The following is a 14,323-nucleotide window of genomic DNA, read 5'->3' as shown; positions in this document are numbered from 1 at the left end:
AATTAAAAAAAGAAATTAGAAAATAGAATAAAGAGAATAGAGTATAGATTTTGAGGCTTTTGAAAAGTCTATTTTCTATGATCTTTTTTCTATACTCTTTTAAAAAAAACAAAAACATGAAAACCCAAATAAACGGTACAGATATATTAGAATTAGGATTCCCTGAAGGAAAAATAATCGGAATTGCCTTAAAAATAAACAGCAAAAGAAACGGATTCACAAGAGACGAAATGACAACAAATTTCAAAAACGTTTTAGAAACTCCGGAAAACTATATAGACGATAAAATCTTCAGCAAACTAGCTGTAGCTTTAATTGAAAAATCGAATGAAAAACCAGAAGATTTCATTGCTTTAAATCAGAATCCGAATGCATATTCGGCTTACGGATTGGATCATATCGAAGACGGAGCCAGAAAACAAATGGAAGTTGCCATGAAACTGCCTGTTACGGTTGCCGGAGCTTTAATGCCAGACGCGCACCAAGGTTACGGATTACCGATTGGCGGAGTTTTAGCCACAAAAAATGCCATTATTCCGTATGGTGTTGGCGTTGATATTGGATGCAGAATGGCGTTATCGGTTTATGATATTCCGGAAGATTTTTACTTTGAAAACGAAGCCAAATTCAAAAGAGAATTAATTGCTAATTCTATTTTTGGAGCAGGTCACGGATTTCACGGTCAGTACAAATCAGATCATGCGGTTTTGGAGAACGATACATTTAATATGAATCCGTTTGTGAAGAATTTAAAAGATAAAGCTTGGTCGCAATTAGGATCTTCGGGTGGTGGAAATCACTTTGTGGAATTCGGAATCATGGAATTTGCGAAAGACGATGCGGTTTTGAATATCCCAAAAGGAAAATATGTCGCTTTGTTAACGCATTCCGGTTCACGCGGAATGGGAGCCACAATTGCCGGACATTATACTAAAATTGCCAAAGACGAATGCAGACTTCCAGAAGTAGCCAAAAACTTAGCGTATTTGGATATGAATTCACAATTAGGTCAGGAATATTGGATGGCAATGAATTTGGCGGGAGATTACGCATCGGCTTGTCACGAGATTATCCATAACAAAATGGAACGCGCTTTGGGTGCGACGATTTTAGCCAAAGTCGAAAACCACCATAATTTTGCGTGGAAAGAAACTTGGAACGGCGAAGAAGTGATCGTACATAGAAAAGGAGCAACTCCAGCCGGAAAAGACGTTATGGGAATCATTCCGGGAAGTATGACCGCACCGGGATTTTTGGTGAGAGGAAAAGGCGAGGAGAACGCCATTAATTCGGCTTCGCATGGAGCAGGAAGACAAATGAGCAGAACCCAAGCCATAAAAAACATTACACAAACCGAAATGAAATCGATCCTGAGAGATCATGGCGTGACGCTTATCGGAGCAGGTCTTGACGAAGCCCCAATGGCGTATAAAGATATCAATCAGGTGATGGAAGCGCAGAAAGATTTGGTAGATGTTGTGGCGAAGTTTACACCGAAACTGGTTAGAATGGCGGATGATGGAAGTAGGGAAGACTAGTTCTTCTTTTAGGTTCAAAGTGACAAAGTAACAAAGGGGCAAAGGTTTTTTCACGCAGATTTTGCAGATTTCGGCAGATTAAATTAGATTTTTTTTTAAATAATCGGCGAGCATCTGCTTAAATCTGTTTAAAATCTGCGTGAAACAAAAAACTTAGCGACTCTGCGTCTTTGCGAGATTAATAAAATAATAACCAACACAAAGAATAAAAAAAACTTTGTGTCTTAGGGCCTTCGTGGCAAAAACAAAAAGATGAAAACATATATAGATATCGGAATTAATTTGACCAACAAACAATTCCAAAACGACATAGACGATGTTGTACAAGACGCGCTCGACGCCGACGTATCGCAAATGATCCTAACGGGAACGAGCGTACGAAACAGCGAAGCATCATTAGAAATTGCAAAACAATATCCGGGAATATTATATTCAACAGCTGGAATTCATCCGCATGATGCGAAGAGTTTTGACGAAAAAAGCATTTCAAAACTGCGGAATTTGTTAAAGCAAAGACAAGTCATTTCTGTTGGCGAATGCGGACTCGATTTTGATCGTGACTTTTCGCCCCGAAACAAACAGGAAGAATGTTATAAAGCCCAATTAGAATTGGCGATTGAAGTACAGAAACCTTTGTTTTTGCACGAAAGAGCCGCTTTCAATAGTTTTATGAATATTACCAAAGACTATTTACCGCAATTGCCAAAAGCCGTTGTACATTGTTTTACAGGAACACTGCAAGAAGCCAAAACCTATCTCGATAACGGATTTTATCTGGGCTTTACGGGAGCGATTTCAGATGCCAAACGTTTCAATCATTTAAAAGAAGTCATTCAGTACGTACCGCTCGACCGAATGATGATCGAAACCGATGCGCCATTTATGCTTCCAAAAAATGTCCCGAACAGTCTCTTAAAAAAATACCACGAACGTCGTTGCGAACCTGCTTTTCTGCCGTATGTTGCCGGAACAATTGCACAGTTTAAAGGGATTACTTTAGATAAAGTAGCGGAGGAAACGACGAGGAATACTAAAGGCTTTTTTGGGGTTTAGAATATTTTATTAAAGATTATTTGTTGGCTTTTAAATCAGGTGTTTGTACTTGGTTTGAAGGCTTTTTGTTTGTATATATTTGAGGGTTAGTAATAGTTTAATAATTATTATGATTATGGAAAACCGTAAAATATCTTGTCAAATTTTAGGCATTTTTGAAAATTAATGTTATTTAAACGAAATTAATGTGAAAGAGTTTTGTAAATAAAAAAATATATTGGTAAAAATATTATTTAGTCAGAAAAATTCTAGTTATTTGTTAGGTGAAAAGCGGATGAATTTGCTGAATTTGTTTTCCGATTTAAAAAGTACTTATGAAAAAAGAGCATCTTTATTTTAAAAACCCTCAAGAGGGCGTAGTCATTTTCAAACAAAAATCTCGCTATAATCCAAATTCTACTGAAATTGAAGAAGAAAATCTCGAGATAGAAAAAGATTATACGCCAAAAACAGAAGATTTTATAAGATCGTTAAAGAGTTTTAATAAGAAAAGAAAAGATAGAGCAATAAGAAAAACAATTGCTGTGCCTGAGGTAATTGAATTAATTACAATCACCTTCCATGATATTTTTGATTCATCTAAATTTGAAAATATTTATAGGTCAGTTTTCGGACTTGATATAATTGCTTATTTTGATTGGAATACAAAAGCTATTTTTGCTATTTCTAATTATGAGAGATTTGACAATTTTGTAAAGCAATTAGAAATTTTCATAAACACAGAAGACCATAATAATCCTGAATACGATCTAAATGTAAAATTCATTAAGAACTTTGACTTTTTATCTAGAGATTTAATAATTGATTGCAAAACTTTTAAAAATCATTTGATAATAAGTTTGATTGATTCATTGGAGCTTGACTCAATTAAAAATAAGATAGAAAATAGGCTGATTAATTATCTTGAGAAAAAACGTATTGAGTTCAAGAACAATGTGGAATTAAATGTTATTGAGATAATTAACGTTGATGAAAATACCGTTATAGAAATAGTTGATAATTTTGATGTTATACAATCTGTTAATTCCTATAGCTCAGGTTTTGTTAGGCCTAATATTTATAATTTAGCGGAAAAATCGTATGGTTTTGAAATCATAAATAGTGATGCTAATTTGCCTATTATTGGCATTATAGATACAGGAATTGAAAACAAATCTCCATTAAATTCTATAATCATTAATGATGCTTCATTTAACCTTACAAGTACATCGTCATTTATTGATAATGTTGATCATGGTACGGCTGTTGCAACAATTGCTGCATTGGGAGATAAATTATATCCAAATCATGTTGGGAATTTTGAAGCTGATGCAAAGCTTTTAAGCATTAAAACATTAGATAATAACTCCGGTGAAATATTTGAAAGTGAAGTTGTAGAATTAATCAGAAGAGCAAAATTAGAATATAATGTTCAAATTTTTACTCTTACAATTGGATATGATGCTTGTAAAAAGCATAATGAATGCATGTCTAGCTATGCATTTGCATTAGATAAATTATCACATGAGTTAAATATACTCATTTTTATTTCAATTTCAAACGTTAGAGATTCTCAACATTTTTTAGATGCAAATACTAATAAATCTCTATTTCCCTTACATTTTATGTCTGAGCATACCAATCTCTGTAGTCCGGCAGAAAGTATGAATAATTTGACAGTTGGAGCTTATGCATCAAATTTAGAAGAAAATGAATATGAGAGAATAACTCCATTAGGTTTAGTTCCTGCTATTTATAGTAGAACGTTTCATATAAATTGGGATTTGAAAATTTTTAAAGATATAAAAGGGAACTTAAATCATAAAAGAACAAATAAACTATTATTTAAACCCGATGTAATTTCTCATGGAGATGATTATGATAATTGGTTAGATATTAATAAAACTGGTTTAAAAGTTTTAACGATAGAAAGAGGGACTTTTTTCAGTAAAGAAATAGGCACAAGTTATTCATCTCCATTTGTAGCCAATTTAGCAGCTAGAATACTTAAAAAATATCCTGAGCTATCAAAGAATATGCAAACAATAAAAGCATTGATAATTAATTCTTCGGAAACTGATGAAATAAATTCTGAAATAGAAACTATAAAAAACTCAATTATTGGAAATGGTTTCCCTAATGAAGAATTTGCAATAAATTCTTCAAGAGATAGAATAACATTTATTTTAGAAGATGAGATCGTACCAGAAACAATTAAAAGTTTTTCTCTAAAATTACCTGCTTACTTATTGGATTTGATGAATCCTCAATCAATATTAGAATTTACTTCAACTTTATGTTTTAGCTTTTTGCCTTTAAATAAAAGCCAATTTACCTATTGTCCAATACATATTGCATTTGGTTTCTTTGATAATATACCATTGGAAGATTATAAAAAAGATATAAATGGTAGGATATTAACAAAACCAAACGGATTTCCTGCTCAATCTTTAGGTATTAACTATAACAAGATGGAAAACATCAAATTAAAGAATTCTTGGTCACAGGATTATTATTATAAACCTAAAGTATTAAGTAATTCACAAAAGGTTAAATTTAAACTAACTCTTAAATTTCTTAAAAAGAATATTGACAAGGATGGAAATATAAAGGTTAAAATTGCAATAAACTCTAAGTTACATAAACTTTTAGATTCAATTGACAAAGAAAAATTGCTTAAGGCACCAGTGAAATTTTCATTGGTTACAACAATTGAAGAGCTTCCATACAAAAATAAAACTTCAAATAGATTATATGAAGAAATACAACTTATTAATTCTTTAAATGTAATTAATGATTTAGATCTTGAAGCAGAAAATTATTAAATATTCATAGATTTCTTTTCTGTCTCAATTAAATTTTCCCAAATAGAAGTATTAATTTTTGCATTCAATGTTAGTTCTGGGTTTTCTATTGCAAATAGGCTTCTTTTAATTGCAGTAACTAAAGTTTTTTGAATGCTGAAATAAGAAAGTCCAAGCGATTTTTTTATAAGAGCATTTGCTTTTGTTTTGTTGTCAAAAGTAAAATTACCATTTTTTAGAGTTAAAGAAATTAGTTGTTTTATTTCTTTTTCTGTTGGTAAATTGAATCCAATAGAAAAGTCAAATCTTCTTAATAAGGCATCATCAAGCATTTCTTTTTGATTAGTTGCAGCAATGACAATACTACTTTGAGGTAAATAATCAAACAATTGTAGAATTGTATTTACTACTCTTTTCATTTCTCCATGATCTTGACTATAATCTCTAATTTTTCCTAAAGAATCAAATTCATCAATAAAAATTATACAATCTTCAGAAGCTGCTTTTCGAAATATTTTTGAAAGATTCTTGCTAGTTTCACCAAGTTTAGATGATACAATTGCTCCAAGATTAACAACTACCATCATTTTTTTAAGTTCTCCAGCTACAACGTATGAAGCTAAAGTTTTCCCACAGCCAGATGGGCCGTGTAATAATAACTTATTAGCAATAGGCAAACCGAATTTTTTTAAGACATCTGATTTATGGTGCTCCTCTATGAAATGATTTAAATTTTGACTAACATTATTATCTGCAATAATGTTTTCAAGTTTGTAGTCAGAGGTAAGTTTTTCTAAAATAAGATCGCCAGTTTCACGATCTTCTATTCTATTGAAGTATGATTCGGTGCCTACTTTTGTAAGAGTACTGATTTTTTGTTCACGAATAGATTCTTTTAATATAGATTGCAATTGAATTGCAAAATTTGTCTTTTTACTTTTTTTTGAATAATCAATGAATTCATTCAGAGCAGACAATAATTTCTCCTGATCATTCTCAAGACCATATTTAGCAATATCTTTTATGTAATCGGATTGACTCATCTCGCGCAAAAGTAATGATTTTTTTATGTTTTTCTGAAATTTGTTTTTATTATGAAAATTATAAATCCAACATAAAATTTTATTTCCAGTTTAGTAATTTTTACTTCTAGGTTACAAAAAACAATTACACCGCAAATTAATATCTATCTTTGTTTTCAATATAAATTTAGCATTATAATTTAAAAAAACAAATAAAAGTAGGTTATTTCTTTCTTTTTAAAATAAAAGCATATCTTTGTTCTCGACAAAACATTTTATCGGCAATCGAGAACTTTGAAACTTTATAAGTTAACATAAGCGAAGCCCTCATTCACGTTGCTGGAGCTAGTGATAGCCCTAATCTCATTCGATAAGAATGTTTTGTCACAACCGAAGATGAGGGTTTCGTGCGTTTAATATTTTCAGAAAAATGACAAAAGAAAATCAAAAACCAACACATCGTGATGTAGTGCCATCCGTAATTAATTTCCTTTCAGACGAATTGTTTGAGGGAGATTACAAAGAACAGCCCCTGTATTTGCAGGAAATCTTCGAGATTCTACTTCGCACAGAATATGGAAACGATCTCGATTTAAGGCAAAAGATGCTAAGTTGTTTACGAACAAGCAGAAATTTTGCAGAAGCATTATCTCCATTTTCAGATAAACAAATTTATGAAGCTTGTGCCGATGTAAATCGGTAAAAGAAACCAATAAAAACTTAAACCCCACAAATACCAATTGTGGGGTTTAAGTTTTAAAGTAAAGAAATAATAGAGTATTGAAAACCTTCATAGTCAAAGGCAGAACAGTTAAGTCAGGCAAGTAAAAAGGAGGAAACAGTGTTAAGAAAAATTAACAAGAGAATTATATAAATAGAAAAAAACTTCTACATTTGCACCCGTAATAAAAAAACAAAAAATACAGATGATACTTTCAGTAAGACAATATTTTGATCACTTAGCAGGAAATCTTCCGGCTAAAATATCAGGATGTATCATGTATTTTTATGAAATTGAAATGTAAATTTTAGAGTTCAACTCAACATAAAATATAAAAGCGTCCTTATTTCGGGACGCTTTTTTTGTTTTTAAGCATTTCGATTTTGGTTAATAAGCACTTCGACTTCGCTCAGTGTGACAAAAAGTTGGCGAGAATGACAAGAAAAATGATAAAAAATAAACCATAACTAAAAATAATTAAAAAAATAATTGACCAAATGTTTAATGCATAATCTAAATAGCGAAATATAATCTTGAAAAGTAATCTGATGAGAGACAGTCATTTGATACAAAAAGGAATCTGCACCAGTATGCGGACAAGGATTTCTATGTTTTAATTTTAAATATAACTATTTGATAACCAATAAAATAATTTTAAAAATGATTTGGATAATTGATTTTTTCGACTTTATCTTTGCCGAAGAAAATTTGAAAACAGAAATTCAAATATCAACAACAATTTCAAAATATAATACAACATATAAAATGGCTTTACATAACAACATATACAACACACAACTGCTAGACCCGAGATTCGATCTTGGATGTTTAACAACACAGGTGCATCAATACAGGCAATAGGATAGTTATATCATATTGAATTTATAAAGCACCTTTAACCGGGTGCTTTTTTTATGCCCAAAAATTAATGATTTTGTAGCTCAGCTGGATAGAGCGTCTGTCTTCTAAGCAGATGGTCGAAGGTTCGAATCCTTCCAAAATCACTCGTTCTCTAGAAGGAACTGGCTCATTGGGGTTACTGGCTAACCTTCCCGACTGTCTCTCGGGAGAAACGGGTTCGACTCCCGTATGGGCCGCTTTTTTAAAGGTGCTGAGGTTCTGAGGGACTAAGGTACTGAGGAAGGTGCAGAGGTTCAAAGGTATCTGCACAATCAAATTTAAACTTAGCGTCTTTGCGACTTTGCGAGAGATTGACAGAGTATGGGTAAAAAGATTAAATGGCGAGCAGTTTTCTCGCAAAGTCGCAAAGACGCAAAGAAAAATAAACGCAATGTCTTTGAATTTTTGTGACAGAACATAAAATGGTGTTTTTAGTTTATTAGGTAAAACCTCGGGCTGTGAATCCGAAGAACAGGGTTCGATTCCCGAAAACACCCAAAACTGGGAAGATAACGGTGGTTATCCGATAGCTACCGTGATTGCTTCCCAGACAAATGGAAATACGCTAAAGTTGGAGAGTTAGGTCGGTCTGTAAAACCGTTGTCTTTTGACTGAGTAGGTTCGAATCCTACTATTTCCACAAATTGAGCAGATTTACTTGAAGTAAAAACTTTGCGACTCTGCGACTTTGCGAGAGATTGACAAAGTATTGTAAAGAGAGCTGGCGAGCAATTTTCTTGCAAAGTCGCAAAAACGCAAAGAAAATAACCTTTGTGTCTTCGTGCCTTAGCGGCAGAAAAAAAATGCAGGAATGGCGCAATTTGTAGACGCGGCTGACTTAGAATCAGTTTTTTGAGAGTTCGTCCCGATAGCTATCGGGACTCTTCCTGTACAAATAAATAGATTATGTGAGAATTAAATTTAAAAACAAGTAACATTTAAAATTAAAAACGATGAAACAAAAATACAACCGAATTGCCCTTGTTGGAATTGAACAGGAAGAATACGACATTATAAAAGCCCAGTATTCAGGACATGTTATCTGGCATCAGTCTATACCAAAAATTGTGGTTAAAGATGAGGTTTTGTATATGGAAAAATCGATTGGAGTTGGAATGTTACCTGTAGATAAAGTGGTCTATTACGGAATTTACGATAATGATTTTGATTTTATTGCAGGTCTTGCGATCTGGAATGGAGATTGTTATCCAAAGGCTTCAGCAATGCTGGACTGCCGTTTTAAAATTCCTTGTCTGGTAAAAGCATTGTCTCTTTCAAGATTCAGCGCTCCACGCGGATTTATAAGTGCAGGCGCTTCTGTAAACACAACAGGAGATACGATTGCAAAATGGGGAAACTGGCATTGTGGTGAAAACAAACATCGCTTTACCGGAGAATGGGAAAGCGAATTTACCGCAACGATTGAACCTTATTTTGAAGGTGAAGCTGTTCGTATCATGATGATTGGCGAAACCTATTGGCAGATAAAACTTGAAGGTGACGATTGGTTAAAATCTATCCATCCTGATAATGCCAATTTTATGCCTGTCGATCAGGATTTGTTAGAAGATACGCTTTACATCAAGAATGTTTTGCAAATGGATATGATAGGAAATGATTACATCGTTGGAAAAGACGGTTCTAAATATTTATTAGAAGTCAATCATATTCCCAATATAACCCGATTTGATGAGGTTAGACAAGTCTATCTATCGACTGTAATAGAATGGATTAACTAAAAGTTTTTGCACTGCGCAAAATTACTGCGCAGTATAATTTGAATATTTGTTCAGGAATTAAAACAAGTTCTTTTATAAAATGAAATGCATCAAAGTTTTGGCTTTGATTAAAAATATCAAACAAGCCCAGTTGCGTGTTTCTGTATAGCACCATTGTAGGGAACTTTCCGCGAAAGCGAATTATGTTTTTCTATGCAGCTTGGTTTGGAGGTTTTCGGGAGGTTTTCCAAAAAACTATTCCACCAAGATCTATGTGTCATGGGTTCGACCCCCATTCGCAGCAATGCGATAGCTCAGTCTGGTTAGAGCAATAGAAATTTGCAGGTTCGAATCCTGTACTGATACGCTCAGTTTGACAATTGGTAGTCACGCGGGTCTCAAAAACCTGTTGAAAAGAGACCATCACTCTTAAAAAGATGACCAAAAAAAAAAAGCTGATTTGTCTTTGTCAGTGAAACTAAGATTTTCGAATCTAAAATTTCACACTCATGATAAAGCCAGTGCGAAAAGCAATGTTTTTTGAAATACTTGTTTTCTTTCCGATTTGATTGTGAAGATGATTTGGGGATCGTCTCTGCAAAATACAATCGAAAACAATTCGGGTAAACAAATTACAAACTCTTCATCCGTTTTTTTCGGAGGAGAAAGGCAAAGAGGTTTTTTTTATTAAAAAGTTAGATGTTAGAAGTAAAAAGTTAGAAGCAAGAGAATAGAGTAAAGAGGATAGAATAAAGATTTTCGACCGTTCTACAACTTGAAACTTGAAACAAAAAAGACCTGAAACAAAAAATAAAAATATAGAACAAAGATTTTCGACTGTTTCACAACTTGAAACTTGAAACAAAGAAAAACTTGAAACAAAAAAATACCATGATTAAAAGAATTAAAATCGAAGGTTACCAAGTAGGTTTGGTTTTCGAAAACAGAAAATTAGTAAAAGTATTAGAAGAAGGTTTGTACTGGATTTTTGGAGATAAAAATGTGATGATTTATGATATGAATGCCGTTTTTCACGCACCTTTTGAATTAAATATTTTATTGCAGAATGAAGTTTTGGCTTCAATGCTTGAAGTTGTTGAGATTGCCGATAATGAGATTGTTTTGCAATTTGTAAACGGAAACTTTAAAGGAGTTTTAACTCCGGGAAGACATGCTTTCTGGAAAGGAATTGTCAAAAATGAATTCAAAAAAATTGATCTTTCTAAAATTGAAATCACAGAAAATATTCCGGTAAACTTATTAGAACATAATCAATTAAGATACTTTACAAGAAAGTTTATTGTAGCAAGCAATGACAAAGCGTTGTTGTATGTAAATGGAACTTTTGTTAAAGAATTAAAATCTGGAACGCATTATTTTTGGAATAACGCGATTACAATTGAAGTAAAAACAATCGATACAAGACAACAGCAAATTGAGATCTCTGGTCAGGAATTATTAACTAAAGATAAAGCAGGATTAAGAATCAATTTTTTTGTGAGATATCAGGTTGTTGATATTATGAAAGCTTTGATTGAAAACAAAGATTTTGAAAAGCAATTGTATGTTGCAATGCAATTGGCTTTAAGAGCTTTTGTTGGGGGATTGACTTTAGATGAATTACTGGCGAAGAAAGACACTATTGCCGAATTAATTTTGGCCGAAGTGACAACTAAAATTGAAGACTTAGGTTTGAAGATTTCTGATGCCGGAATTCGTGATGTAATCTTGCCAGGAGATATGAAAGAAATCATGAATCAGGTTTTGGTTGCCGAGAAAAAAGCACAGGCCAACAGTATCATGAGAAGAGAAGAAACCGCTGCAACAAGAAGTTTATTAAACACAGCAAAGCTGATGGAGGAAAACGAAATGTTGTGGAAATTGAAAGAGATGGAATACGTAGAAAAAATCGCCGACAAAATTGGAGAAATCACAATTTCCGGAAGCGGAAACGTAATTGGTCAATTGAAGGAAATCTTCGTGAAATAAGAAAAAAGATTTATAAACACATAGAAACATAGATTTTATTCTTCAAAAAAGAGAATAAAGAGAAATGTATTTCTTTCACATAGCATCTATGTGAATTTAAAATAGTGAAAGTCTTTATGCGACGTCAAATAACTATGATTCTATGTGTTTAATTAATTACAAAAAATCAGAAAAAATGAAAACTACAGATAAAATTATCATCATTGATTTAGAAGCCACATGCTGGCAGGGCGCGGTCCCGAAAGGTCAGCAAAACGAAATTATCGAAATCGGATTAGCCGTTTTAGATTCAGAAACCGGACAAATTACCAAGAACAAAGGTATTTTAATTAAGCCGCAGCGTTCTAGCGTAAGTACGTTTTGTACCGAATTAACAACCATAACTCAGGATTTACTGGATAAAAATGGAGTTAGTTTTGAAGATGCTGTAAATGAATTAATCGACGAATATAATCCCGATTTATACACTTGGGCAAGTTACGGTCAGTACGATTTGAATATGCTTAAAAAACAATGTAAATCGTTTGGAGTTCCTTACCCAATGGGAGACGATCACATTAATGTAAAAGAGCATTTTGCCGAAAAATTTGGTTTACAGAGATCAACCGGAATGAACGGCGCTTTACAATTGCTGAATATTCCGCTGGAAGGAACACATCACCGCGGAATTGACGATGCCAAAAACATCGCTAAGATTTTACATTGGTGTCTTCGTAATTAATTAAAAAAGGCTGTCTTATTAAGACAGCCTTTTTCTTTGGTTAAAAATATTTTGGTTTATTAATTGTTCCCGTATATTTTAGCGTAAAGATCTTTATAAATCTCTTTAATAATTTTACGCTTTAATTTTAAAGTAGGAGTAAGCTGCCCGCCGTCGATAGACCAAACATCTGGAGTCAATTCAAAACGCTTTATTTGTTCCCAGTGTCCAAATTTTTTGTTGATGCTTTCTACTTCTTCATCAATACGTTTAATAACATCAGGATTTTGACTAATTTCTTTATCAGAACTTCCTAAAGTAATTTTGTGGATTTTTGCCCATTCTTTTACAAATTCAAAGTTTGGCTGAATAAAAGCGGCCGGCATTTTTTCGCCTTCACCAATAACCATAATCTGCTCAATAAAACGAGATTGTTTCATAGCATTTTCGATCATTTGCGGCGCAATATATTTCCCTCCCGATGTTTTGAACATTTCTTTTTTACGATCTGTAATTTTTAAGAAACCTTCGCTGTCGATTTCACCAATATCCCCAGTATGGAAATAACCATCCTGCAAAGCTTCGGCAGTTTTTTCAGGATCTTTGTAATAGCCTAACATTACGTTTGGACCTTTACAAAGAATTTCTCCGTCTTCAGCAATTTTTACTTCAATATTGCGAATTGGTTTTCCAACAGTTCCAATTTTAAACCCTTTGTTTCTTTGATCGTTAACGGCAATTACCGGAGAAGTTTCAGATAAACCGTAACCTTCCATAACCGGAATTTCTGCAGCAGCAAAAACTCTTGTTAAACGAGGTTGTAAAGCGGCACTTCCGGAAACCATTAAATCTAAATTGCCGCCCAAACCTTCTTTCCATTTGCTGAAAATAAGTTTGCGTGCAATTTTTAACTGAAATTCATACCAAAAGCCGTTTGCTCCGTATGGTTCGTATTTTAAACCTAAATCAATAGCCCAGAAAAACAGTTTTTTCTTAATCCCTGTTAATTCAGTTCCTTTAGCATAAATTTTATCGTAAACTTTTTCTAAAAGTCTTGGTACAGCTGTAATAACAGTTGGTTTAACTTCTTTTAGATTGTCACTGATTTTATCAATAGATTCTCCAAAATAAACCGAAACACCATAATATTGATAAATGTATAAAATCATTCTCTCAAAAATATGGCAGATAGGCAGGAAGCTCAATGCAGAACTTTTACCCGGATCAAACGGAATTCTTGGTGCGCTGTCTAAAACATTCGAAACAATGTTTTTATGCGAAAGCATAACACCTTTAGGCTTTCCTGTAGTTCCTGAAGTATATATAATAGTGGCTAAATCATCGGTTTTGATGCTTTCTTTTCTGGCTTCAACTTCATTTTGATTGCTTTGGTCTTCGCCTAAAGTTAACAGCTCTGACCAGTGCTTACAACCCGGGATTTCATTAAAAGAATAAACCTCTTTTAAAGTTGGCACATTAGCCCTGATAGCTTGTACTTTTTGGTAAACTTCATCATCAGAAACAAAGCAGTAGATACTGCCGCTGTGATTTAAAATATATTCGTAATCTTCTTCGGCAATCGTTGGATAAATTGGAACATTTTGCGCACCTGTCTGCAAAATACCAATATCCATTACATTCCATTCTGTGCGGTTATTTGAAGTAATTAATGCGATTTTATCATCTTTTTGAACACCCATGCGCAATAATGCTCTCGAAACGGCATTAGCTTTTGCAATATATTCTTCGCTAGATGTTTTTTCCCAGACTCCATTTTTTTTGGTTGCAAGAGCAACTGGAAGGTTATAAGTTTCTTGTTGATAATAGGGAAAATCAAAAAGTCGTGTGATTGAAACCATGTTTAATATATTGAATTTTACTGCAAATTAAATAAAAATA

At 33.1% G+C, this 14,323-nt stretch carries 9 protein-coding genes and 5 tRNA genes; 12 read left to right on the top strand and 2 right to left on the bottom strand.

The features are described from left to right. Window positions 1-116: 116 nt before the first annotated feature. From BUC29_RS13305 to BUC29_RS13295, 3 genes are all read left to right on the top strand, one after another. Complete coding sequence (locus BUC29_RS13305) at window positions 117-1,538, top strand: RtcB family protein (protein ID WP_073416731.1); 1,422 nt, start codon at window positions 117-119, stop codon at window positions 1,536-1,538. Window positions 1,539-1,790: 252 nt separating this feature from the next. After that, window positions 1,791-2,591: a TatD family hydrolase gene (locus BUC29_RS13300; protein ID WP_073416657.1), complete on the top strand. Its 801-nt coding sequence runs from the start codon at window positions 1,791-1,793 to the stop codon at window positions 2,589-2,591. Between the two features lie 314 nt (window positions 2,592-2,905). Continuing rightward, a complete protein-coding gene (locus BUC29_RS13295) occupies window positions 2,906-5,395 on the top strand; it encodes a S8 family peptidase (RefSeq protein ID WP_073416656.1) in 2,490 nt (829 codons plus the stop codon). Here BUC29_RS13295 and BUC29_RS13290 read toward each other — a convergent pair. After that, a complete protein-coding gene (locus BUC29_RS13290) occupies window positions 5,392-6,417 on the bottom strand; it encodes an AAA family ATPase (protein WP_073416655.1) in 1,026 nt (341 codons plus the stop codon). The two genes, BUC29_RS13295 and BUC29_RS13290, sit on opposite strands and share 4 nt — an antisense overlap. A gap of 409 nt (window positions 6,418-6,826) precedes the next feature. Between BUC29_RS13290 and BUC29_RS13285 the strand changes: the two genes are divergently transcribed. The 9 genes from BUC29_RS13285 (at window position 6,827) to BUC29_RS13255 (ending at window position 12,445) form a co-directional block, all read left to right on the top strand. Further along, the gene (locus BUC29_RS13285; RefSeq protein ID WP_073416654.1) at window positions 6,827-7,099 is read left to right on the top strand and encodes a hypothetical protein; all 273 of its coding nucleotides are present in this window, start codon (window positions 6,827-6,829) and stop codon (window positions 7,097-7,099) included. A gap of 948 nt (window positions 7,100-8,047) precedes the next feature. Beyond that, window positions 8,048-8,121: transfer RNA gene (locus BUC29_RS13275), tRNA-Arg, on the top strand. A gap of 20 nt (window positions 8,122-8,141) precedes the next feature. Beyond that, window positions 8,142-8,214 (top strand) — tRNA-Asp (locus tag BUC29_RS21550). A 228-nt stretch (window positions 8,215-8,442) separates the two neighbouring features. Continuing rightward, a tRNA-His gene (locus BUC29_RS13270) sits at window positions 8,443-8,513 on the top strand. Between the two features lie 60 nt (window positions 8,514-8,573). Continuing rightward, a tRNA-Tyr gene (locus BUC29_RS21545) sits at window positions 8,574-8,657 on the top strand. Window positions 8,658-8,822: 165 nt separating this feature from the next. Then, window positions 8,823-8,909: transfer RNA gene (locus tag BUC29_RS21540), tRNA-Leu, on the top strand. Window positions 8,910-8,970: 61 nt separating this feature from the next. Further along, window positions 8,971-9,756: an ATP-grasp domain-containing protein gene (locus BUC29_RS13265; protein WP_073416652.1), complete on the top strand. Its 786-nt coding sequence runs from the start codon at window positions 8,971-8,973 to the stop codon at window positions 9,754-9,756. Between the two features lie 870 nt (window positions 9,757-10,626). Beyond that, a complete protein-coding gene (locus BUC29_RS13260; RefSeq protein ID WP_073416730.1) occupies window positions 10,627-11,724 on the top strand; it encodes a slipin family protein in 1,098 nt (365 codons plus the stop codon). Between the two features lie 175 nt (window positions 11,725-11,899). Next, entirely contained in the window at window positions 11,900-12,445 is a 546-nt protein-coding gene (locus tag BUC29_RS13255) for a 3'-5' exonuclease (RefSeq protein ID WP_073416729.1), read from the top strand. Between the two features lie 59 nt (window positions 12,446-12,504). Here the strand turns inward: BUC29_RS13255 and BUC29_RS13250 are convergent, their stop codons facing one another. Further along, window positions 12,505-14,283, bottom strand: coding sequence for an AMP-dependent synthetase/ligase (locus BUC29_RS13250; RefSeq protein ID WP_073416651.1), 1,779 nt, complete (start codon window positions 14,281-14,283; stop codon window positions 12,505-12,507). Window positions 14,284-14,323 lie beyond the last annotated feature (40 nt).

Source organism: Flavobacterium defluvii, from assembly GCF_900129555.1.
In the GTDB taxonomy this organism is placed as follows: domain Bacteria; phylum Bacteroidota; class Bacteroidia; order Flavobacteriales; family Flavobacteriaceae; genus Flavobacterium; species Flavobacterium defluvii.
The sequence above is the reverse complement of the archived record's forward strand: the minus strand, read 5'-3'. Positions and strand labels throughout refer to the sequence as shown.